Origin of the sequence: Aeromicrobium tamlense (assembly GCF_013408555.1) — a bacterium.
GTDB classification, from domain to species: Bacteria; Actinomycetota; Actinomycetes; order Propionibacteriales; family Nocardioidaceae; genus Aeromicrobium; species Aeromicrobium tamlense.
On record NZ_JACBZN010000001.1, the window covers coordinates 1,720,061 to 1,741,567 of the forward strand.

The window sequence follows — 21,507 nt, forward strand, 5'->3', positions numbered from 1 at the left end:
CCGGTTCAGTCGACGGGCCAGGAGTGCACCGGTTCGTTGCTGTGCATGTGCTCGGCGTAGCGGCGCGTGAGGGCTCGCATCGAGTCGAAGACGTCGCTGCCGCGCTCGTGGATCCGGTCGAACTGCTCGGTCATCCAGGTGGAGCCGTTCCGCCCGGTCACGCAGCGTCGCTCGATGATCGTGAGGAACTCGTCGATGACCGCGCCGTCCACGCCGCGACGCTCCAGGCCCACGTGCGCCAGGGGCAGCAGGTGGCGCAGGACCAGCTCGCGCACGGGAACGGTGCCGATGCCCGGCCAGTAGGCCTGCGCCTCGATCCCGGCGGCGGCGGCCTCGTGGAAGCCCTCCTCGGCCGCCTTGAACGACAGCTGGCTCCAGACGGGACGCTCCTGCTCGGTCAGCGCGGTCACGAGCCCGTAGAACAGCGCGGCGTTCGCCACGGTGTCCTTGACCGTGGGACCCGCGGGCAGCAGCCGGTTCTCGACGCGCAGGTGCGGCTTGCCGTCGACGACGTCGTAGATCGGCCGGTTCCAGCGCCAGATCGTGCCGTTGTGGAGGCGGAGCTCGGGCAGGACCGGGATCCGGCCGGCCTCGATCTCGGCCACCGGGTCCTCGTCCTCGACGATCGGCAGCAGCGCCGGGAAGTAGCGCGAGTTCTCCTCGAAGAGGTCGAAGACCGAGGTGATCCAGCGCTCGCCGAACCACACGCGCGGGCGGACGCCCTGCGCCTTGAGCTCGTCGGTGCGCGTGTCGGTGGCCTGCTCGAACAGGGCGATGCGGGTCTCGTGCCACAGCCGCTTGCCCAGGAAGAAGGGCGAGTTCGCGCCGACGGCGATCTGGACGCCCGCGATCGCCTGCGCAGCGTTCCACGTGGGCGCGAAGTCCTCGGGCTCGACCTGCAGGTGCAGCTGGGTGCTCGTGCAGGCGGCCTCGGCGATGATCGTGTCGATCGTCGTGCGCAGCCGCTCGACGCCGTTGATGACCAGGTGGATGTCCTCGCCGCGCGCGGTGAGGATCTGGTCGGAGAGCAGGTGGTACCGCGGGTTCGCCGAGATCGACTCACGCGTCAGGTGCGGCGCGTCCAGCGTGGGCAGGATGCCGATCATCATGAGGCCGGTGCCGACGCTCTGCGCCTTCCCCTGCGCGACGTTGAGGTCCTCGCGCATGCGCTCGGCCATGTCCGCCAGCCCGCGGCCCGCCACGGGGGCGGGCGGCACGTTGATCTCGACGTTGAACTGGCCGAGCTCGGTCTGGAAGTCCTCGGTCGCGATCGCGTCGAGCGTCTCGGAGTTCCGCAGCGCCGGGTCGCCCGAGTCGTCGACGAGGTTGAACTCGATCTCGATGCCGACGTGCGGATCCGGCACCGAGAAGTCCTGCTGCCCCAGCATCGCGGCGAGCACGTCGAGGTTGCGACGCACCTTGGCGCGGTACCGAGCCCGGTCCTCGCCCGTGAACTCCCGGGCCTCGACGTCCTGTCCCATGTCGCCAGCCTAGGGGCGGATCAGGGCCGCGCGCCCGCTGTGGCCCAGAGGTCGGGATGCATCCCGGCCTCCAGCGCGCCGCGGAGCAGCTGGCCCATCCGGTAGTGGGGCTCCAGCACGAGGGCACGCTCCAGCGCGAACCGGGCGCGGACACCGTCGCCCATCTGCCAGGCCGAGAACCCGGCGAGGCACAGGGACGCCGGCGCGAAGTCCTCCGCCGCGATGCGCGCGACCGCCGCCCACAGCTGGTACATCGGCCCGGCGTTGTCCCGGGTGATCCGCAGCCACGCGGTGTCGCGGACCTGCCGCCCCGAGGCGCGCACCGAGAGCTCGACGAGCTGGCCGTCGGTGAGGTGCACTCCCGCGAGGAACCGCTCGGTGAGCTCCGCAACGGCCGCGCACTCCCCCGCGAGGAACGCGTCGGGATCCGTGGTGAGCGCTCGGGCCATGAAGCGGCCCAGCTCCTCGTCGTGCGCCGCGTCGAGCCAGCGGCGGCGGGGGTCGCGTGCCGGAGCCACCTCGGCCGCGAGGTCGGACCGGTCGCGTGCGATGACCCGGCCCTCGGCGACGGCGCGCACGATCGCCTCGTGGTGGGCGTCGAGCGTGTACGGCTCGCCCTCGGGCGGGACCTCCGGGAGATCGGCCCAGAGCCGGTGGTCGTCGGCCCAGATCGTCAGCCAGTCCCGACCGGGCGGCAGGGCGTCGCGCAGCGCCAACGCCATCGTCCGGGCACGCTCGGCGTCGGAGGAGAGCCCGAAGACGAAGAAGCCCTCGTCCCCGTTGCGCAGCAGGTGCGGCGCGAGCTCGGCGGCCAGCGCGGCCTCCTCACCCGGCTCGGGCAGGTCGTGCCGCAGTCGGAAGCCGAACCGGCAGCGCGGGCCCGAGACCGCCATGCCGATGACGCACTCGCGGGGCACGAACCCGAAGAAGGTGGGCAGGGCGTTGAGGAGGTCCTCGTGGGTGTGGGCGCGGAACACGGATTCGGTCATGAGCCGACCCTCGTGCTCGAACGGGGCTCGGCTGAACCCCTCCCCCGCGGCCTGTGGACGATGCCGGGCTCCGATCCGCCCCTGTGGACGGAGGGCTAGTCCCGGTCGCTCCGCCGCCGTGCCACGACCGTGCCTGCGGCGACGGCGAGCACGAACGCCCCGACCACCAACGCGATCTGGGCGCTGTCGGCGCCCGGGGAGACGGTCGGCGGCTCCCGGACGGTCATCCGCGGGTCGACGGACTCCGCCGTCACCTCGAAGGCCGGCTGGGACCGAGCGCCTACACGTCCGTCCCCGCACTGCTGCTCGGACACGACCGCGACCTCCGGAGCCGCCTCCTCGCCGATGCGCGCCGTGACGAGGAACTCGGTCGCCTGTCCTGGCGGGATGCCGGTACCGGCGAACTCCACGCGCGGACCGTCGAGGACTCGCGTCCACCCGTCGGGCGCCGTGGCATCGATCAGCGACACGTCGTCAGGCACCTCGAGCGCCAACCCGGTGGTCGGGGCGTCGCCGCAGCCGTCCTCGACGGCGACCACGAGGACGGTGGTCCCGTCGCCCTGGGGCACGATCCCCTCGATCGCGGCATCGGCGATCGCGGGCGAAGCCGCCCCGACGACCAGAGCGACGGCGGCGCTCGCGGCGGCCAGGGTGAGTCTCGGTCGATCGCTCATGGGATCAGCACCTCCGTCGACACGACGGGCTCGTCGAACCGGGTCAGCCGCACGGCCACCAGCAGCCGCCAGGCGCCCGGCAGAGGGAGGTCCGCGGTGCCCTCCCAGTGACCCGGGCCCGTTCGGGTCAGCGGCCGGTTGATCGGGCCGACGTCTCCCTCCTCGAGCGAGATCTGCAGGCGTGGCGGATCGGGCAGGTCCACCACGCGGCCCGCGCCGTCCGTCAGTTCGATCTGCACGGCGTTCACTCCGCGGCGCGTGGGCGACACGACGACCTCGACACGGTGGGAGTCCTCCAGCTCGAGCTGCGCGCGCTGGACGGTCGGCACGTCCCTGACGACGGTGTCGGTCCGCGGGGGCGGGGTCTGCCCGACGAGCACGCCGGTGGCGAGCAGCACTCCGGCGATCACGACGGCCTCGAAGGCCACGGTGCGCCGGAGGACGCGCGCCCCCGCCTCGGCGTCGCGTCCGGAGACGCGGCGCACGACGAACCGACGGTTCCATGCCGCGACCGCGACCACGGGGACGAGCAGGAGCGCCTTGATCATCACCGATCTGCCGTACCCGGTCTCCCACAGGGCCGCGAACGAGTCCGCGACCCGCCAGTAGAGGACGATGCCCGCCGCGACGAGCCCGACGACCGACACCCCGGCAACGGAGGAGAAACGGGAGAGGGTGGCCGCGCGCTCCCGCACCCGCAGGGTCGAGCCCGACGCGAGGACGATCGCGAGGCCGATCAGTCCGCCCCACCAGACCGCGCCGGCGAGCACGTGCAGGACGTCGGCCGGGACGACGAGCCACCAGGGACCGTAGCTGCGGGTGTGCCCGACCGGCGCGAGCGAGGAGAGCATCAGCGCGACCCCGACCGCGGCGAGCACGGGCTCACGCGATCGCCCGCGCAGCGCCGCCGCCACTCCCAGGAGCGCCAGGAGTGTGGCCACGCCGGCGGACGAGGTCAGTCCGTCGCGCCAGGCATCGAGACGCGCGACCGCGGACAGCTCCTCCCCCGACTCCCACACGGCGGTGAGGGGTGCGAGCAGGACGGAGGCGATGACGGCGAGCGCGGCGAGTCGCCGCGTGGCTGCGCGCGTGCGTCGCTCGACGTCCTGCGCCCGGCGCACGGAGGAGGGCACCGCGAAGAGCGAGAAGGCGACGAGCCCGGCGAGCCCGAGCACACCGGCGTAGCGGAGGGCCTCGACGACCGACCGTCCCACGACGAGCTCGCGCTGGGCCTCGGAATCCGGCACGCCGATCGCGCCGGGCGTCGCCTCGCCCACCGCGAACGTGAACCCACCGGTGACGGGGTGGGAGTCGGCCGACACGACGCGCCACGTCACGACGTGGGTCCCCGTCGGCAGGGGCTGTTCGGGACGGATCGTGAGGACGGAGTCACGCACGGAGAACTCCGCCGGCTCCTCCTCGCCCGTGGCGTCGAGCACGGCGTTGCCGTTCCCCGCGAGCGTCACCGGCTCCGTGAACGACACGGTGAGCTCGCTCGGCGAGGACGTCAGCACCTGCCCGTCCGCGGGGTTGCTCCCGATCGGCGTGGCGTGGCCGAACGCGGCGGCCGGCCACACCAGGAGCAGGAGCAGCCCGGAGAGCACGGCGGCGAGCCGTGCTCTCCGGGCGCGTGGGGCGAAGGTCACGCGCGCTTCCGCGTGCGACCCAGCGCGAGTCCGCCGGCCGCGAGTCCCAGCGCGCCGAGCACGACGCCGGCCCAGCCCAGCGCGTCGGAGCCCGAGCCGGCCTCGGCCGTCTCGTCCGCGTCCGCGCCGGCGTCGGCGTCGGCGTCGCCATGACCGCCGTGACCGTCGGTCTCGGCGGCCGTCGTCGTGATGAACGGCGCCGGGGACTCGGGCTCGTCCTGACCCTCCTCATAGGTCTGCGTCCAGGCGGTCTCGCCCTTCTCGCAGGTCTGGATCACGGGGAAGACGAGCTTCTCGCCCTCCTCCTCGGGCAGCGGCAGCTGCAACGAGACGGTGTCGCGCAGACCGTCGGCCAGCGGCGTCTTGGCCGTGTAGACGACTTCCGCGACGCGCTCGGTGTACTCGCTGCCATGGCTCCCCTTGACGGCGGACTCGAGCTTCTCGATCTTCTTCTCGACCGTCCAGTTCGGGTTGACCGTCGGCGTCACGGCGATGACCTCCTCAGGGATCTGGAAGGTCAGCTGCGTCGTCGGCGAGGCCTCGCAGCCGTGGCCGACCGAGAAGGTCAACACGGCGTAGGAGCCGGCAGCCGTCGAGGACGGCGTGACCGAGACGTGGGCCGAGGCCGCTCCGGCGCCGAGGACCACGAGGGCCGAGGACGTGAGGGCGAGCGCTGCCGTCCGGGCAGCACGAGGGGCAAGGGACATGGTTCTTCTCCTGGTTCGGTGACCGCCTGAGGTCAGGCGGAGAGGAGTCACCCGCAGATGCGGGCGACCGGGGCGGTGACGACCCGGGAGAAGGGCGGACCTCGCCGCACCACGATGTGCTCGAGCAGAGCGGACGGATGCAGCGGCTCGGCCCCACGGAGCGCGAGCGCGACCGGCACCGGCGCCGTGACGGGACGGACGAGGCGCAGGACGAAGGTGACGTGGCGCCACCACGACCACCAGAGGCGCTCGGCCAGCGCGATGCCCGCCGCGACGACTCCGAGCCCGAGCACGTGGGCGACCAGCATGCCCACGCCCGGGACCACGTCGTGGCCGTGGACGTAGCCCGTCAGCACGTGGACGACGACCTGCGGGACCGCGAGCAGCCCGAGGGCGACGGCGAATCCGATCCGCCGCGCGGCGGCCCACCAGGCCAGCGCGGCCCCGGCGGCGACGACCGGCACGAGCACCACGGCCGGGGGCGGCTGACCGCTCCCGGAGACGTGCGCGCCGACGGCGATGAGGGTCGACCACAGGCTCACGGAGCCGGCACGCACGACGCGTGCGACCGGAGCGGCGGGGGCGACCATGACGTCAGCGTAGGGCCACGCGTCCCCGCTCCCGACGCCGGTGACCTGATGTTTACACGCCCGTCACGGCCCTGCGGCCCCTCAGTCCCATTCGGTGTCTCATTCACGATCGCGACTCCTTCACATCGACGGCGCTTTCGTAACGCGCCAGTTCCCGCCGCGACCGCCGCGTGAAACGCGTCGCCACCAGATTGATGGCCGAATCGACCCCGGCCAGAAGGAACTTCCCCGCATGTCTGCTACTCGCGTCCTGTCCCAGCTCACCGCAGCCGCCGTCGCCACGACGGCCCTGGCGACCCTCACCTCGTCGGTCGCGCACGCGGAGGCGACGGGCGTCATCCGCGGCACCGTCCTGGAGACCGGACACGTCATCGCGCCGGGCATCGACGTGTCGCTCTACCGACTCAGCGGAGAGTTCGTCCAGGCGACGGTCGCCGACTCGTCGGCAGGAGGGTACGCCTTCACCGGACTGGAGCCCGGCTCCTACATCCTGTGGTTCGAGAACCAGAACGAAGCCGTCAGCGAGTGGTACGACAACCAGCCCGACAAGCCTCAGGCCACGCCGATCACGCTCGGCGCCGGGCAGACGTACGTCGCCGACGCGTACCTGACCCAGATCAGCGAGAACCTCGCCGTGCCGACGATCTCGGGCACTCCCACCGTGGGCTCGGTGCTGACCGCGAGCCGTGGCACCTGGTACCCGACGCAGGGCGTCGAGTTCAGCCACCAATGGCTGCGTGACGGCGCCGTCATCGCCGGCGCGACGACCTCCACCTACCGACTGCGCGACGCGGACGGCGGTCACCGCATCTCCGTCCGCTCCGTGGCGATGGTGCAGGGGGCCACGGAGACGGCCACGAGCGCGTCCACCGCACTCGTCACGGGTGGGACGGCCCCGGTCGAGACGATCGCGAACGTCGCGAAGCCCGCGATCTCGGGGTCCACGACCGTGGGCTCCGTGCTCACGGCCACCCCGGGAAGCTGGACGCCGGCCGACGCGAGCGTGACCCTCCAGTGGCTGCGAGGCGACACGGTGGTCGGGACCGGAAGCAGCTACACCACGGCGACCCAGGACATCGGCTCGGTGCTGCGCGTGCGGGCCACCGCGTCGAGGTCCGGCTGGACCGCCGGCGTCGCCGAGTCCACCGACTTCGGACCGATCACCAGCGCCGCCCCCGTGCTGGTCGCACCGGTCCTGGTGACTCCGCCGACCGTGTCCGGCACCGCCCGCGTCGGCAGCACGCTCACGGCCACGACCGGATCGTGGAGCACCGCGGCCTCCCACGCCTTCCGGTGGACGCGCAACGGCAAGGCCATCTCCGGCGCGACCGGCCGGTCCCACCGTCTCACCCCCGCCGACGCCCGCGCCCGGATCGCGGTCGTGGTGACCGCGAGCAACCCTGCGGGCGGCGCGAGCGCCACCAGCGCCGCGCGTCCGGTCGCCCGGGCCACGACCCGCCTGAGCGCCTCGGCGAAGCCGCTGCGCAAGGGACGGCTGAAGGTCACGGCCAAGGTCACCTCGCAGGGGTCGCGCACCGGGCGGGTCACCATCACGGTCAAGTCCGGCGGCAAGACCAAGGTCGTCCGCACGACGCTCTCCCGCGGCAGCCGCACCCTCACGATCAAGGGCCTGCGCAAGGGCCGCGCGACGGTGCGCGTCGTCTACGCCGGAGACGCGTCCACCAGCGGCGCCTCCCTCACCAGGAAGACGACCGTGCGCTGACCCACGCGGCCTCGCCGCTCCCCAGACCTCGGACCGTCGGCGATCGACGGCCCGAGGGACCGGCTCCCCGGGCCGGTCCCGACGGCTCCGGCTCCTCCGGCGTCGATCACCCAACCAGCCCCACAAGGAGACCATGTGAATGCGTCACAGCGCGTGCCCTGGAGGACACGCAAAGTCGCCGTCGCTGCACTCGCCCTCGGACTGACCGCCGCCGCGACGACCTACGTCATGGCGCAACAGGACGTGAGCGGCACCGACTCCGGCGAGAGCAGCAAGTTCACCGTCGTCGGCGACGGCGACCTGCCCACCAGCAAGCCGAAGCTCGGCGCCGACCGAGCCACGCTCTCGGCGGAGGAGACCGGCTACGCCATCCACGTCGCGTCCACCGACGCGAGCATCCCCGCGGACGCGACCGACGTGCGGGGGAAGGCGGGGCCGGAGTTCCTCTACGCCGACCTGCCCGACCTGGGTGACGACTACACCGGCCGCAAGGCCGTGGTCGCGCTGTACGACTACACGCACGACATCGCCTACGACCAGGTCGTGGACCTCGGCGCCGGCAAGGTCGTGGACTCCACGAAGTCGGCCAAGGCCCAGCCTCCGACCTCGGCCACCGAGGCGGACCTGGCCATGCGGATCGCCGTCGAGTCCGAGGAGAAGCTGGCGTTCAAGGCCGAGTTCGAGGAGAACATGGGCGTCCCGCTCATCGATCCCGACCAGGTCGACTACGTCGCCGGCTCGTGGGTCTTCAACAAGACCACCGCCAAGGGCAAGGAGTGCGGCGAGGACCGCTGCGCCCAGCTGATGGTCTCGACCGCGTCCGGGGTGTACCTCAACACCTTCGACTTCGTCGTGAACCTGTCCACCCAGAAGATCGTCCGCACGCAGTGAGCAGGGAGAGAAGTCCGATGCGAAAGAAGACAGTGACGCGGATCGTCGCCGCCGGCGCGACCGCACTCCTCACGGCAGGCCTGGTCTCGGTCCTGCCCTCGACGGCGGCGACCGCCGCCGAGTCGCCCCTGGCGTGTGCGGACAGCCTCATCGAGAAGGAGCTGGAGAACGGGTCCGCGTGGCGGATGTGCGCGCGCATCCACCCGATCAAGGGCCTCATCCTCGAGCAGATCGAGTTCAAGCCGGCCACGGGCGACTACGAGTACGCGGGCTACAAGCGCGTGCTCGACCAGCTCAACATCGCCCAGCTGAACGTGCCGTACGACACCGGTCACGTGCAGTACAACGACATCACCTCGTACGGGTTCGGCAAGCAGTACCTGATGACGCAGGGGCCCGAGGTGTGCTCCGGCGAGGCGCTCGACGTGGACCAGTCGTTCACGTACAGCGGACGTCTCGTGGAGCGGACTATCCCGGGCATCTGCGTGCAGGAGGACCCCACGGGACTCATGACGCACGCCCAGGAGACCCAGATCGGCGGCGGCACGCTGTACGCCGACCAGGGCACGACCCTCGCCGTCTCGTCCATCTCGAAGATCAGCTGGTACGAGTACCAGCAGCGCGTCTCCTTCGACGACCACGGTCAGATCGACGTCGGCCTCGGCGCCACGGGCGACATCGCACCCGGCTGGGCCTCCGAGAGCCAGACAGGTGCGTTCTTCGGCACCAACCCCAAGGTCGGCTGGCCCCTGTCGGGCAAGTCCACCGTGACGTCGACCCAGGGCGGCCAGACCACCACCAAGGAGGTCCAGTCGTACGCGGGCTCGCACTGGCACAACGCGATCTACAAGGTGGACTTCGGCATCGACAAGGCCGAGCGGCAGACGGTCGAGCAGTGGGACTTCAGCAGCCCCGGGTCCGGGACGCGCGCTCCGATCGTCGAGGGCACGGGAACGGTCAAGAGCTCGGCCTTCTCCTCGGTCGAGAACGAGGACCACGACCAGCTCAGCTGGTGGCGCGTGCTGAACCCCAACAGCAAGAACAAGGACGGGCACGCGCGCTCGTACGAGATCGTGAACAACAACACCTCCAACGCGCTGATCCCGGTCACGTCGCCGGCGGTGTCGTTCACGAACTACCGCTCGTGCGAGGAGTACGCCTCGGACAACCTCAACGCGGGGTGCCCGGGACAGACCATCCTCGACTACGTCGCGAACGACACCCACGAGCTGACCGACCCGGTCGCGTGGGTGAACGTCGGGTTCCACCACACCGACAAGGACGAGGACCAGTCGCCGATGCCGATCCACTGGCAGAAGTTCCAGCTGGTCCCGCGTGACTTCTTCGCCCAGAAGCCGACGATCAAGGATGCGCGCAAGTGCATCAACGGTCCGTTCTCCTCGGTGAACGCGGTCACGAAGCCGTGCACGCCGGAGAACACGGTCAAGCCGAAGATCACCGACAAGGCCGACAGCACCGCGACCGTCGTTCCCGCCGTGGGCAAGGTCCTGACGTCGAGCGCGGGCACGTGGCGCAGTGCGGCCCAGAGCCTGACCTACGCGTACACCTGGTTCCGCAACGGCGAGGCCGTGTCGACGGGCCAGGACTACACCCTGAGCGAGGCCGACATGAACGCATCGATCTCGGTCAAGGTGAACGCATCGGCCGCCGGCTTCCCGTCGAACGTCGCCGAGTCCGACGCGGTCGTGTGGGGCACCCCGCCCACGACGGCTCCCACCCCGGAGCCGACGACCGAGCCGACGACCGCCCCGACGACGGCGCCCACCACGGCACCGACGACGGCGCCCACCACGCGGCCCGTCGCCAAGGCGACGCCGCGCGTGGCGGTGCGGCTGGCGGCCAAGACCGTGAAGCCCGGCCGGAAGAACAAGGTCGCCGTCACGGTGACCGCGGCCGGCAAGCCGGTCTCCGGGAAGGTGCGACTCACGGTGAACGGCAGCGTGAGGACGCTGACCCTGGTGAAGGGTCGCACCAACCTCACCTTCACGGCACCGAAGAAGCCGAAGGGGTACGTCGTGAAGGCGTCGTACGCCGGAAGCGGCACGGTCAAGTCGGGAACCGCCGCGGTGAAGTACGTGGTCAGGAAGTGACAACCGGCTGAGCCGTGGGCCGGGACGCCATCCGCGCGGGTGGCGTCCCGGTCCCCTCCCCCTCCCTTCGACGACGGAGCACCCATGCGCGTGACGACTCTCCTTCGCCCCCTCGCCCTCGTGGTGGCGACGCTGGCCCTCACCGGCTGCGGATCGCAACCCCAGCAGGTGGCGCTCGGCGGCACCCAGGCCTCCGAGACCGCGGCGGACCGGCCCACGGTGGAGCGCCCGTGGGGCACCGTGAAGACCTTCCCCCGACTGCAGAAGGCGGAGCCGCCGGCGGCGGCCGACATCGCGTTCGCGCGGGACATGATCCTGCACCACCGGCAGGCCATCGAGCTCTCGGAGAACGTCCGCCGTCATGCGGGCCTCGACGAGCGCGTCAGCGCCTCGGCCCGGTTCATCGTCCAGGACCAGCGCAACGAGATCACGACCATGAAGGCGTGGCTGCGCGCCTGGCAGCAGCCCGTGGACGATGCCGCCGACGATCACGACCACACGGCGGGCACGATGCCGGGCATGATCGCGGCCGAGCGCGTGGACGAGATCGCGACGCTCCCCACGCCCGACGCCCAGGTGGCGTTCCTCCGAGCGATGATCGAGCACCACGAGGGTGCCATCACGATGTCGCAGGACTACCTGCCCGTTCAGTCGAACGCGTTCGTCCACAGCACCGCGACGCACATCATCGCCGAGCAGACCACCGAGGTGCGCTACATGGAGGGTCTGGTCCGGGAGTGGTGCGAGACCAACGGGCCCCGGACGTGCCCCGCGAGCTGACCTCGCGTCGTCCCCGCCGCCTGGGCTGGTGGGCGGGCGCGACCCTCGCCGCGACCCTGGCGATGTCCTTCCTCACCGGACTGCTCGGGCACGCGACGGTCACCTCTCCGTCGATGGCGCCCACCCACGACGTCGGCAGCACCCTGCTGACGACGTCGCTCGGGGCGCGACACCCCGACCGCGGCGAGGTCGTCGTGTTCGAGGCTCCGCGCAGCTGGCGCGAGGCCCACCGCGCCCGCTCCGGCGCCGCGGGAGACGAGGTCGGCGCGCAGGACGCGATGGTGAAGCGCGTGCTCGGGCTGCCCGGCGACCGGATCACATGCTGCGCGCCCGGTGGAGCCCTGATGCGCAACGGGCGCGTGCTCGACGAGCCGTACCTCGCGGAGCCCCCGATCGACGTCTCGAACGTGGCCTACGACGTCACGGTGCCCCCGGGGCACCTCTGGGTGCTCGGCGACAACCGCCGTCGCTCCTTCGACTCGCGTGCCATGCAGGCACGCGGGGGCCAGACGGGCCTCCTGCCGCTGACGGCGGTCCGGGCCCGCGTGCTGCGCGGCTGGCCCTGACGCCTCGCGGCCGTCAGGGATCGACCGTCGTCCCGAGGGAGTCGGTCCCTCGGGCGAGGTCCCGCACCCGCTGACCGAGTGCGAAGCCCGACAGGTCGGGACTGCGCACGAGGTACTCCTGCTGCACGAGGTGCTTGAGGATCCGGTAGGCGGTCGCGCGCGGCATGCCGAGGTTCTCGGCGATCTCCCGCGCGGACACCCCGGCTCCCGATCGGGCCACCTCCTCGAGGATCGCGAAGGCGTTGTCGACCGCACCGGGCTCACGGCCGCGGAAGGCCGCGGGCGGCACCTTCGACGACTGACCCGATCCGCTCATGCGCCCAGCAGGTCCGTGCTGATCGTCTCGTCGTGGATGCCCATCCGCCGCAGCGAGGAGGGCCGGAGCCACCGCAGCCCGACGAACCAGAGCAGGCCCGAGCCGAGCGAGCCGAGCGTGAGCGTCAGCCCCCCGAGGTCGCCCCCGCGCACGTCCTCCACGATGGCGAGTCCTGCCAGCAGCAGCGTCAGCGCCGCGGCGAGACCGGCGAGGACCAGCGGCCCCGGCGTCAGCTCGTCGATGCGGTGCAGGAAGACCGGGAGCGCGAGGGCCACCAGTGCATACGCCACGAACAGGACGAGGACGGCGTGCTGGAGCAGCGCCATCGACAGCACGCCCACCTGGCGTCCTGTGACCAGGGTGAGGGTTGCGGGAGCGATCGCGACCGGCGCGACCACCAGCAGCGCCCCGACGGGCGACCCCCACCGGTCGTGCGTGCGACCCAGCACGGCAGGCAGGACGCCCTCGCGGGCGAACGAGAAGATCACCCGCGCCAGCGCGTTCCACGCGCAGAGGGTCAGCGCCAGGAACGAGACCGCCAGCAGCGAGCTCAGCACGGCGTCGGCGACGTGGGCGTCCACCGACTCCGGGAACCACCACTGCGCGGGACCGCCACGGCGCTCCCCCTCGGGGGCGGTCAGGGTGCCGACGGCCGTGAACGCGACGGCGTAGAGCGCCGCGGCCACCAGCAGCGCGCCGGTCATCGCGCGCGGGACGCTCCAGAAGGGTCGTGCGGCCTCGCCGCCGAGCGCCGCCGACGACTCGAAGCCCACCGTGATGCCCAGGACCGCGACGGCACCGAGCAGGACCCGCCACGGATCGGCGCCGTCGAGCGACAGGATCGCGAGGGACGGTGCGCCCTCCCGCGCGAACGTGAGCCCGGCGAGGACCAGCAGACCCACGACCAGCGCCGACTCCACCACCAGCGCCAAGCGGGTCGCGACCCGCACGCCACGCACGGAGACCAGCAGGCAGACCACCACGACCGCGGCGCCGATGCACCACTGGGAGCCGGCCCCGAGCGCGGGCGCGGAGGGGGCGGCCGACGCGACGGCGTCCGTCGACCGGCGCATCGTCTGCGACAGGCCGAACGCCACCAGGATCGCGTAGCCGAGCAGCATCGACGCTCCCACGAGCAGCCCTGCGCAGGGTCCGAGCGACCGCGTCACCCACGTGTACATCGAGCCGGGCGCGGCGATGCGGGTCGCGTAGTGCGAGAACACCCCGGCCAGCAGCAGCGCCAGCCCGAATCCGAGCACCGCGCTGAGCCAGGCGCCGGGCCCGACCACGGCGAGGAGCACGAACGGGACGCTCAGGGCGCTGGCTGCGGGCGCGATGACGGCGACCGAGTTCGCCAGCAGGTCCTCCGCACGAACGGACCGGCGGTCGAGTCCCGCGAGGTCGGAGGCCTCACGCACATCGGGGACCTCGGGCGGATCGGCGATCGCTCGCTCGAGGGCCGCGGGACCGGGCAGACCGTTCATGGTGCCGTCAGGCTAGAAATCTCTCGTATCCCGCGCGTTACGCGCCCGTGTCGGCGGGGGAACGACCGCGAGACGTGACGTCGGCGTGACAATGGGCGCATGCGTCCGACGGCCTCGATCCTGCACCTGGACCTGGACGCCTTCTTCGCCTCGGTCGAGCAGCGCGACAAGCCGTCCCTGCGCGGCAAGCCCGTGATCGTCGGCGGGATCGGTCAGCGCGGCGTGGTCTCCACCGCGTCGTACGAGGCACGGAAGTTCGGGGTCCGCTCCGCGATGAGCATGGCCGAGGCCCGATCGCGCTGTCCCCACGCGGCCTTCCTGTCCGGCCGGTTCGACGCGTACCGCGCGGCCTCGCGGATCGTCATGGACCGGCTGCGCGCCCTCTCCCCCGCCGTCGAGCCGCTCTCGCTCGACGAGGCCTTCGTCGACCTGGCCGCCGGCGAGGACTTCGACCCCGACCGGCTGCCCGAGCTCGTGGACGAGCTGCGCTCCGACGTCACGCGCCTGACCGACGGGCTCACGGCGTCGGTCGGCGTGGCGTCGTCGAAGCTCATGGCCAAGATCGCGAGCGAGATCGAGAAGCCGGACGGCTCCTTCATCGTCGCCCCCGGCACGGAGCGGAGCCTGCTGGAGCCGATGCCGATCGGCGTCATCGCGGGCGTCGGCCCGGCGACCGAGGCGCGGCTGCGCCACATCGGCGTCACGACCGTGGGCGACGTGTGGCGTCACTCCGAGGCCGAGCTGGTCGACCTGCTCGGGTCAGCGTCCGGTGCCTCGCTGCACCGACTCTCACGCGGCATGGACGACCGTGCCGTCAGCTCCCACCGCGAGAACAAGTCCGTCAGCACCGAGGACACCTTCGAGACCGACATCGTCGACCGGGCCGAGCTCGGGCTCATCTGCGACTCGCTCGCCCGCAAGACCGCTGAGCGGCTGCGACGGGCGCAGCTGTCGGGCCGCACCGTGACGCTCAAGGTCCGCTACCACGACTTCACGACCCACACCCGCTCCCTCACGCTGCCCGGGCCCACCGACCAGACGCGCCTGATCGTCCAGACCGCCCGCCGCCTGCTCGACGCCACGGACACCGGCGGCGGCCTGCGGCTGCTGGGCGTGGGGATCAGCGGGCTGGCCGACTGGGTCCAGGACGACCTGTTCGCCGAGGACACCGCGGACGACGAGCCCGTGCTGCCCGAGCCGGTCGAGGAGGTCCCCGCCGTCCCCGAGCCGCGCCGCGACTGGTCGCCGGGCATGGACGTCCACCACGTCGAGCACGGCGACGGCTGGGTGTGGGGTCGCGGCATGGGCCTGGTGACCGTGCGGTTCGAGACCCGGCACACCCCCGTCGGGCCCGTGCGGACCCTGCGCGCGGACGACCCCGATCTGGTTCCCGGCCATGCGGGGACGGTGTCGCAGCCGGCCGGTACGGTCGGGGAATGACCGACCAGCGGCCGACCGTCCCCTCCGCCCCCCGCCGTCCGGTGGAGCGCACGCACCACGGCGACACGGTCGTCGACGCCTACGACTGGCTGCGCGACAAGGACGATCCCGAGACGATCGCCTACCTCGAGGCCGAGAACGCGTGGGCCGAGGACACCACGGCGCACCTGGCCGACCTCCGCGAGCAGGTCTTCACCGAGATCAAGGACCGCACGCTCGAGACGGACATGTCGGTCCCGGTGCGCCACGACCGCTGGTGGTACTACTCCCGCACGGTCGAGGGACGTCAGTACGGCATCCGCTGCCGGGTGCCGCTGGCCGGCCCCGACGACTGGGAGCCGCCCGTCGTCGAGCCCGGCGCCACCCTGCCCGGCGAGGAGGTGCTGCTGGACTCGAACGAGGAGGCCGAGGGGCACGAGTTCTTCTCCCTCGGCGCGTTCAGCATCTCCGACGACGGCGACCTGCTGGCCTGGTCGGTCGACACCCAGGGCGACGAGCGCTACACGATCCGCGTCCGGCGACTCTCCACCGGCGAGGTCCTGCCCGACCTCGTCGAGGGCGCCGCGCCCGGCGCCACCTGGTCGGCCGACGGCCGCCACCTCTTCTACGTCACGGTCGACGAGGCCTGGCGCCCGCACCGCGTGTGGCGCCACGAGCTCGGCTCCACCGAGGACGACGTGCTCGTGTTCGAGGAGCCCGACGAGCGCTACTTCGTCGGCCTGGGCCGCACCAGCTCCGAGCGCTTCCTGGTGATCGCCGTCGGGTCCAAGATCACCACCGAGGTCCGTCTGCTCGACGCGCACGACCCCACGGGCGAGTTCTCCGTCGTGTGGCCGCGCCGCGAGGGCGTCGACTACTCCGTCGAGCACGTCGTCGTCGGCGGCCGCGACCAGCTCGCGATCCTCCACAACGACGGCGCCGTGAACTTCGAGCTGGTCCTGGCGCCGCTGGAGGACCCCACCGACACGCGCGTGCTCATCCCCGGGTCCGATGACGTCCGCCTCGAGGCGGCCGACGCGTTCGCCCACCACCTCGCCGTCTCGTACCGGCGCGACGCCACCACGCGCCTGGCCCTCATGGACATCGGCGACGACGGCATCGGCGCGCCGCAGGAGCTCGAGTTCGACGCCGAGCTGTTCACGTGCGGCCTCGCCGGCAACGCCGAGTGGGACCCGCGCTACCTGCGGATCGGCTACACGTCCTACGTCGAGCCCGCCACCATCTGGGACCTCGAGCCGGCCACCGGTGAGCGGATCCTGCGCCGCCGCGCGCCCGTGCTGGGCGACTTCGACCCGCAGGACTACGAGCAGCACCGCGCCTGGGTGCGCGCCGACGACGGCGCCCTCGTCCCGCTGTCGATCGTGTGCCGTCGCGGCACGCCGCGCGACGGCAGTGCCCCGGGCCTGATCTACGGCTACGGCTCGTACGAGATCAGCCTCGACCCCGACTTCTCGATCTCGCGCCTCAGCCTGCTCGACCGCGGCTTCGTCTACGCCGTCGCCCACGTGCGCGGCGGCGGCGAGCTCGGCCGCGCCTGGTACGACCAGGGCAAGCAGCTGGCCAAGAAGAACACGTTCACCGACTTCGTCGCCTGCGCCCGTCACCTCGCCGACGAGCGCTGGACGTCCGCCGACCGGCTGGTCGCCGAGGGCGGCAGCGCCGGCGGTCTGCTGATGGGCGCCGTCGCGAACCTCGCACCCGACGCGTTCGCGGGAATCTTCGCCGACGTGCCGTTCGTCGACCCGTTGACCACGATCCTCGACCCCTCACTGCCGCTCACGGTCATCGAGTGGGACGAGTGGGGCGACCCGCTGCACGATCCCGAGGTCTACGCCTACATGAAGGGTTACGCGCCCTACGAGAACGTGGCCGACATCGAGTACCCCGCGATCCTGGCCGGCACGTCGCTCAACGACACCCGCGTCCTCTACGTCGAGCCCGCCAAGTGGGTCGCCCGGCTGCGCGAGGTCACCGGGGCCGAGCGATCGGTCCTGCTGCGCACCGAGATGGCCGCCGGCCACGGCGGCGTCAGCGGTCGCTACGCCGCCTGGCGTCAGCGGGCCTGGGAGCTGGCGTGGATCATCGACACCGCGACCCGCGTGACCGGCGCCATTCCAAGAAACTCCTGAGAACGGAACACCAGCGCTGCCGCGTTCGTTGTACCGGGTGAAGCCACCGTCAGGAGGATCACCGTGGAAGACCGTGAATTCGAGGGCAAGGACAGCGTCGGCATGTACCTGTCCGAGATCGCGCGCACCCCGCTGCTCGACGCCGAGCGCGAGGTCGAGCTGAGCCGCACGATCGAGGCCGGGCTGTACGCCCGCCACTTGCTCGAGACCGGCCGCATCGGACGTGCGAAGGGCGGCGCGCCCAAGCGCGCCACGCGCGAGGAGCTGGAGTGGATCGCCGAGGAGGGCGACCGCGCCGTGCAGGAGTTCGTCCAGGCGAACCTGCGCCTCGTCGTGTCGATCGCGCGCAAGTACGGACGCGCGCAGATGCCGATGCTCGACCTCATCCAGGAGGGCAACACGGGTCTGATCCGCGCCGTGGAGAAGTTCGACTACGCCAAGGGCTTCAAGTTCTCGACCTACGCCACGTGGTGGGTCCGTCAGGCCATCACCCGTGGTGTCGCGCAGCAGGCGCGCGTCGTGCGCCTCCCCGTGCACGTCGTCGAGGAGCTGAACCAGGTCTCCGGCGCCCGTCGCAACCTCGAGCGCCAGCTGGGCTACGACCCCGAGCCCGCCGAGATCGCCGCCGAGCTCGGGATGGAGGTCGAGCGCGTCATCGACCTGCTCGCCTGGGGCCGCGACCACGTCAGCCTCGACTCCCCCGTGGACGAGGACGGCGACACCAGCCTCGGCGACCTGATCGCCCGCGACAGCACGCCCGGCCCCGACCTGGCGATGCTCGACCACGATGCCCGCGACCAGCTGCTCGCTCTCGTCGACCGACTGGAGGCCCGCGAGGCCGACATCGTCAAGGCCCGCTACGGCCTGCTCGACGGTCGCCAGCAGAAGCTCGCCGACATCGGCAAGCGCCACGGCATCTCGGCCGAGCGCGTGCGTCAGGTGGAGCGCCAGGCGATCGCGCGACTGCGCGAGATCGCCGATCCCGAACTGGCCGCGTAAGCGGTCACTCCCGAGCGGACGCTACTGCAGCGGCGTCGCGCTCATCGAGCGCCCGGCTCGACCAGGTCCTTCCAGACCTCGTCGACCCGGGCGCTCAGCTGTTCCCGGGTGCCGGTGTTCTCGATGAGGACGTCCGCGGCGGCGTTGCGCTGATCGCGGGACGCCTGCGCGGCGATGCGGGCGCGGGCGTCGGCCTCGCTCATGCCGCGGTCCCCCACCATGCGCGCGAGCTGGAGCTCCTCGGGCGCGTCCACGACGATGACGACGTCGCACGCGGCCGCGGCACCCATCTCCACCAGGAGCGGGTTGTCGTGCACGACGATGCCGTCGGGACCCGCCTGCTGCTCCCGCTCGGCTGCGAGATCGCGGATGGCGGGGTGCGTAATCGCCTCGAGGTCCTTCAGGGCCGCCGGGTCGGCGAAGACCAGCGCGCCGAGCGCGGGCCGGTCGAGCGTGCCCTCGGGGGTGATGACGCCGGCGCCGAAGCGCTGGGCGATGAGGTCGAGCGCGGGGCTGCCCGGCTCGACGACCTCGCGGGCCAGCCGGTCGTAGTCGATGATCGTGGCGCCCAGCGCGGCCAGACGCGCGCTGACCGTGCTCTTGCCCGAGGCGATGCCTCCGGTCAGGCCGACCCGACGTGCCATCGCGCGGGGCTCAGAGGGTGCCGGCGTTGCCGACGGTGGTCACGTGGACGTGGTCGTAGTGGTTCGCGGTGGCGCCACCACGGTCGCTCATGCCACGCCAGCCCTCGCCCCCACGCTGGACCGTCCAGATGCGCTGCTCGTAGATCAGGTAGTCCACGCCCAGCTGGGTGCGGTTGGCCTGCAGGAACGCGGCGATGTCCCAGCCGAGCTGGCCGCGGACCATGATGTCGAGCGAGTGGCCGGTGGCGTGCTCGCCACGGCCGGCCAGGCCGCCGTAGCTGGCGACCTCGGGGAAGCGCGCGCAGACGGCGCGGTAGACGCGCACGGTGTCGGGCTGCAGGCCCGACTCGACCGCGGAGCCACGGGCGCAGGCGGCCGTGGAGATCGTGCCCTCGGAGGGGCCGAGCTTGGGCTCCTCCTCGTCGACGAGCTCGGTGGAGACCCAGCGCGGGAGGTCGTTGTGGATGACCTGCGTCCAGTCGCCGCGGGTCTCGCCCGTGACCTGGAGGGTCTTGCCCTTCGCCACGGTGGCCAGCACCGGTGAGTCGTCGGAGGCGTCGGCACGGACCGGGACGGTCTTCTGCGCGTAGAGCGAGCCCTCGACCATGGCCTCGGCCTCGACGGCGGAAGGCAGGGGCGGGCGCTCGGCGCTGCTGCGGCTGGCGCGCGCGGGAGCGGAGCCGCTGAGGGCCTCGGTGACGATGTCACCGTGGGCGACGGGGGTGGCGTCGGCGGCATCGGGAGACTCGGCCAGGCTCACCGTGGAGGTGCCGAGAGCCGCGACGGCGGCCACTCCGAGGGAGGCCACACCGGTCGCCAAGGCTCCGTGCTTGCGGGCACGGACGTACCAAGGGTCGCGGACGACGGGCTTGCGCCGGTGTCCGGGCTTGGGGGTCTGGGTCATCGAAACCAATGCGGGTCGGGGGAACGGCCGCCTGCCAGTCAACCATACTGAGCACGCAGATCCCAGAGGCTTCGACGATCCCCCGCGAGAGGAATGAGCGATGTCACACCAGGCCGCAGAGCCCGTGGCGCTGCCCGCGGCCGACCTGCGCCGCCTGGCGGGCCGCTTCGCGGCGGGACTCGAGACGGCCGGCGTGCGGGCCGGGGACCGGGTCGTGGTGAGCCTGCCGAACAGCGTCGAGCTGCTGGCGGCGGTGTGGGCCTGCGTCGCCTCCGGGCGCATCCCCGTGCCCCTCGACCCACGGCTGACGCCGCACGAGCGCGAGCCGATCCTCGACGACGTCTCCCCCGCCCTCGTGCTGGACTCGCTCGTACGGTTCGCCGAGCTGCTCGAGCCCGAGCCCGTCGACCTCGACCCCGACCCGCGCTGCCGCCCGATGCACTTCACCTCGGGCACAACGGGGCGCCCGAAGGGCGTCTGGTCGGGCTTCTGGGACGTCACCGACGCCGAGCAGGCCGTCCTGGAGGAGCGGGACCTCTGGGGCTTTGCGGCCGAGGACGTCAACCTCGTGGTCTCGCCGCTCTACCACTCCGCTCCCCTGCGGTTCGCGCTCGGCACGGCGCTGGCCGGCGGCGACGTGGCCGTGCTGCCCACGTTCACCCCCGAGGGCTTCTGCGAGGCCGTCGCGCGGCTGCGGCCGACGACGATGTTCTGCGTCCCGGCGCACCTTCAACGGCTGCTGGCGCATCTGGAGGTCGGCGCCACGATCGACGTCTCGTCGTTCCGTCTCGTGGCGCACGCCGGCGCGCCCTGCCCCGACCCGATCCGGCGCGGCGCGCACGCGCTCTTCGGCACCGACGTCGTCTGGGAGTTCTACGGCTCGACCGAGGGCCAGTTCACGGCCTGCTCGGCCCCGGAGTGGGCCGAGCACCCGGGTACTGTTGGGCGCGCCCGGCCCGGCCGCACGATCACGGTGGACCACGAGGACGAGCTGTGGTGCGCCGTGCCGCCGTGGGGACGCTTCGCCTACTGGAACGACGAGGAGCGCACGGCGAACGCCTGGCGCGACACCGCCGACGGTCCGGCGTTCACGGTGGGCGATCTCGGCCGCGTCGACGACGACGGCTACGTGTACCTCGACTCACGCCGCACCGACCTCATCATCAGCGGCGGGGTGAACGTCTACCCCGCCGAGGTGGAGGCCGCGCTGGTGGAGGTCCCCGGCGTCGTCGAGATCGCGGTCTTCGGTCGGCCCGACGAGCACTGGGGCCAGCGTGTCGTGGCAGCGCACGTCGGCGACGCATCGGAGGACGCCCTGCGCGAGGCCGCCACCGAGCGCCTGGCCCCGCCGAAGCGGCCCAAGGAGTACGAGCGCGTCGAGGCGCTCCCCCGGACCGCCACCGGCAAGGTCAGGCGCACCGAGCTCTGAGCAG

The 21,507-nt window shown here is 72.2% G+C and carries 19 protein-coding genes; 9 read left to right on the forward strand and 10 right to left on the reverse strand.

What is annotated here, in order from left to right; translation table 11 throughout:
• Positions 1-5: 5 nt before the first annotated feature.
• The 6 genes from BJ975_RS08555 to BJ975_RS08580 form a co-directional block, all read right to left on the reverse strand.
• Positions 6-1,481, reverse strand: a complete 1,476-nt coding sequence (locus tag BJ975_RS08555) for a glutamate--cysteine ligase family protein (RefSeq protein ID WP_179424897.1) — start codon at positions 1,479-1,481, stop codon at positions 6-8.
• A gap of 20 nt (positions 1,482-1,501) precedes the next feature.
• Positions 1,502-2,470 carry a DUF4192 domain-containing protein gene (locus tag BJ975_RS08560; protein ID WP_179424899.1) on the reverse strand — a complete coding sequence of 323 codons (969 nt, stop codon included), beginning with the start codon at positions 2,468-2,470 and terminating at the stop codon, positions 1,502-1,504.
• A gap of 95 nt (positions 2,471-2,565) precedes the next feature.
• Positions 2,566-3,144 carry a DUF1775 domain-containing protein gene (locus BJ975_RS08565; RefSeq protein ID WP_179424901.1) on the reverse strand — a complete coding sequence of 193 codons (579 nt, stop codon included), beginning with the start codon at positions 3,142-3,144 and terminating at the stop codon, positions 2,566-2,568.
• The gene (locus BJ975_RS08570) at positions 3,141-4,790 is read right to left on the reverse strand and encodes a copper resistance CopC/CopD family protein (RefSeq protein ID WP_179424904.1); all 1,650 of its coding nucleotides are present in this window, start codon (positions 4,788-4,790) and stop codon (positions 3,141-3,143) included. The genes BJ975_RS08565 and BJ975_RS08570 overlap by 4 nt, the downstream gene beginning before the upstream one ends.
• A complete protein-coding gene (locus tag BJ975_RS08575) occupies positions 4,787-5,497 on the reverse strand; it encodes a YcnI family copper-binding membrane protein (RefSeq protein WP_179424906.1) in 711 nt (236 codons plus the stop codon). The genes BJ975_RS08570 and BJ975_RS08575 overlap by 4 nt, the downstream gene beginning before the upstream one ends.
• A 47-nt stretch (positions 5,498-5,544) precedes the next feature.
• Positions 5,545-6,087, reverse strand: coding sequence for a hypothetical protein (locus BJ975_RS08580; RefSeq protein ID WP_179424908.1), 543 nt, complete (start codon positions 6,085-6,087; stop codon positions 5,545-5,547).
• 232 nt (positions 6,088-6,319) lie between these two features.
• On the opposite strand from BJ975_RS08580, the gene BJ975_RS08585 reads away from it, so the two are divergent.
• From BJ975_RS08585 to lepB, 5 genes are all read left to right on the forward strand, one after another.
• A complete protein-coding gene (locus BJ975_RS08585; protein ID WP_179424910.1) occupies positions 6,320-7,810 on the forward strand; it encodes a hypothetical protein in 1,491 nt (496 codons plus the stop codon).
• Positions 7,811-7,945: 135 nt separating this feature from the next.
• Positions 7,946-8,701, forward strand: coding sequence for a hypothetical protein (locus tag BJ975_RS08590; RefSeq protein ID WP_179424912.1), 756 nt, complete (start codon positions 7,946-7,948; stop codon positions 8,699-8,701).
• Between the two features lie 17 nt (positions 8,702-8,718).
• Positions 8,719-10,812 carry a copper amine oxidase gene (locus tag BJ975_RS08595; protein WP_179424914.1) on the forward strand — a complete coding sequence of 698 codons (2,094 nt, stop codon included), beginning with the start codon at positions 8,719-8,721 and terminating at the stop codon, positions 10,810-10,812.
• Positions 10,813-10,896: 84 nt separating this feature from the next.
• Positions 10,897-11,592: a DUF305 domain-containing protein gene (locus tag BJ975_RS08600; RefSeq protein ID WP_179424916.1), complete on the forward strand. Its 696-nt coding sequence runs from the start codon at positions 10,897-10,899 to the stop codon at positions 11,590-11,592.
• A complete protein-coding gene (lepB, locus tag BJ975_RS08605; protein ID WP_179424918.1) occupies positions 11,577-12,158 on the forward strand; it encodes a signal peptidase I in 582 nt (193 codons plus the stop codon). Before BJ975_RS08600 ends, lepB begins: the two co-directional genes overlap by 16 nt.
• Positions 12,159-12,171: 13 nt before the next feature.
• Here the strand turns inward: lepB and BJ975_RS08610 are convergent, their stop codons facing one another.
• Positions 12,172-12,474 (reverse strand): helix-turn-helix domain-containing protein, encoded by a 303-nt coding sequence (locus BJ975_RS08610; protein WP_179424920.1) that lies wholly within the window; start codon positions 12,472-12,474, stop codon positions 12,172-12,174.
• A complete protein-coding gene (locus BJ975_RS08615) occupies positions 12,471-13,958 on the reverse strand; it encodes an APC family permease (RefSeq protein ID WP_179424922.1) in 1,488 nt (495 codons plus the stop codon). Before BJ975_RS08615 ends, BJ975_RS08610 begins: the two co-directional genes overlap by 4 nt.
• Before the next feature lie 99 nt (positions 13,959-14,057).
• Between BJ975_RS08615 and BJ975_RS08620 the strand changes: the two genes are divergently transcribed.
• From BJ975_RS08620 to BJ975_RS08630, 3 genes are all read left to right on the forward strand, one after another.
• A complete protein-coding gene (locus BJ975_RS08620; protein WP_179424923.1) occupies positions 14,058-15,398 on the forward strand; it encodes a DNA polymerase IV in 1,341 nt (446 codons plus the stop codon).
• Positions 15,395-17,527, forward strand: coding sequence for a S9 family peptidase (locus BJ975_RS08625; RefSeq protein ID WP_179424924.1), 2,133 nt, complete (start codon positions 15,395-15,397; stop codon positions 17,525-17,527). Before BJ975_RS08620 ends, BJ975_RS08625 begins: the two co-directional genes overlap by 4 nt.
• Positions 17,528-17,629: 102 nt before the next feature.
• On the forward strand, positions 17,630-18,526 hold the full coding sequence (locus BJ975_RS08630; protein ID WP_179428154.1) for a sigma-70 family RNA polymerase sigma factor: 897 nt from the start codon (positions 17,630-17,632) through the stop codon (positions 18,524-18,526).
• Positions 18,527-18,567: 41 nt separating this feature from the next.
• On the opposite strand, the gene coaE is transcribed toward BJ975_RS08630, so the two are convergent.
• Together coaE and BJ975_RS08640 are read right to left on the reverse strand one after the other, a co-directional pair.
• On the reverse strand, positions 18,568-19,170 hold the full coding sequence (gene coaE, locus BJ975_RS08635) for a dephospho-CoA kinase (protein WP_179424925.1): 603 nt from the start codon (positions 19,168-19,170) through the stop codon (positions 18,568-18,570).
• A gap of 10 nt (positions 19,171-19,180) precedes the next feature.
• The gene (locus BJ975_RS08640; RefSeq protein ID WP_179424926.1) at positions 19,181-20,074 is read right to left on the reverse strand and encodes an SH3 domain-containing protein; all 894 of its coding nucleotides are present in this window, start codon (positions 20,072-20,074) and stop codon (positions 19,181-19,183) included.
• A gap of 100 nt (positions 20,075-20,174) precedes the next feature.
• Between BJ975_RS08640 and BJ975_RS08645 the strand changes: the two genes are divergently transcribed.
• On the forward strand, positions 20,175-21,503 hold the full coding sequence (locus BJ975_RS08645; protein ID WP_179424928.1) for a class I adenylate-forming enzyme family protein: 1,329 nt from the start codon (positions 20,175-20,177) through the stop codon (positions 21,501-21,503).
• Positions 21,504-21,507 lie beyond the last annotated feature (4 nt).

Excerpts from the sequence above, each read along its gene's own strand:
- BJ975_RS08555 (WP_179424897.1), bottom strand. The coding sequence starts at position 1,481 with ATGGGACAGGACGTCGAGGCCCGGGAGTTCACGGGCGAGGACCGGGCT.
- BJ975_RS08560 (WP_179424899.1), bottom strand. The coding sequence starts at position 2,470 with ATGACCGAATCCGTGTTCCGCGCCCACACCCACGAGGACCTCCTCAAC.
- BJ975_RS08565 (WP_179424901.1), bottom strand. The coding sequence starts at position 3,144 with ATGAGCGATCGACCGAGACTCACCCTGGCCGCCGCGAGCGCCGCCGTC.
- BJ975_RS08575 (WP_179424906.1), bottom strand. The coding sequence starts at position 5,497 with ATGTCCCTTGCCCCTCGTGCTGCCCGGACGGCAGCGCTCGCCCTCACG.
- BJ975_RS08580 (WP_179424908.1), bottom strand. The coding sequence starts at position 6,087 with ATGGTCGCCCCCGCCGCTCCGGTCGCACGCGTCGTGCGTGCCGGCTCC.
- BJ975_RS08585 (WP_179424910.1), top strand. The coding sequence starts at position 6,320 with ATGTCTGCTACTCGCGTCCTGTCCCAGCTCACCGCAGCCGCCGTCGCC.
- BJ975_RS08595 (WP_179424914.1), top strand. The coding sequence starts at position 8,719 with ATGCGAAAGAAGACAGTGACGCGGATCGTCGCCGCCGGCGCGACCGCA.
- BJ975_RS08600 (WP_179424916.1), top strand. The coding sequence starts at position 10,897 with ATGCGCGTGACGACTCTCCTTCGCCCCCTCGCCCTCGTGGTGGCGACG.
- BJ975_RS08610 (WP_179424920.1), bottom strand. The coding sequence starts at position 12,474 with ATGAGCGGATCGGGTCAGTCGTCGAAGGTGCCGCCCGCGGCCTTCCGC.
- BJ975_RS08615 (WP_179424922.1), bottom strand. The coding sequence starts at position 13,958 with ATGAACGGTCTGCCCGGTCCCGCGGCCCTCGAGCGAGCGATCGCCGAT.
- BJ975_RS08620 (WP_179424923.1), top strand. The coding sequence starts at position 14,058 with ATGCGTCCGACGGCCTCGATCCTGCACCTGGACCTGGACGCCTTCTTC.
- BJ975_RS08625 (WP_179424924.1), top strand. The coding sequence starts at position 15,395 with ATGACCGACCAGCGGCCGACCGTCCCCTCCGCCCCCCGCCGTCCGGTG.
- BJ975_RS08630 (WP_179428154.1), top strand. The coding sequence starts at position 17,630 with ATGTACCTGTCCGAGATCGCGCGCACCCCGCTGCTCGACGCCGAGCGC.
- coaE (WP_179424925.1), bottom strand. The coding sequence starts at position 19,170 with ATGGCACGTCGGGTCGGCCTGACCGGAGGCATCGCCTCGGGCAAGAGC.
- BJ975_RS08640 (WP_179424926.1), bottom strand. The coding sequence starts at position 20,074 with ATGACCCAGACCCCCAAGCCCGGACACCGGCGCAAGCCCGTCGTCCGC.
- BJ975_RS08645 (WP_179424928.1), top strand. The coding sequence starts at position 20,175 with ATGTCACACCAGGCCGCAGAGCCCGTGGCGCTGCCCGCGGCCGACCTG.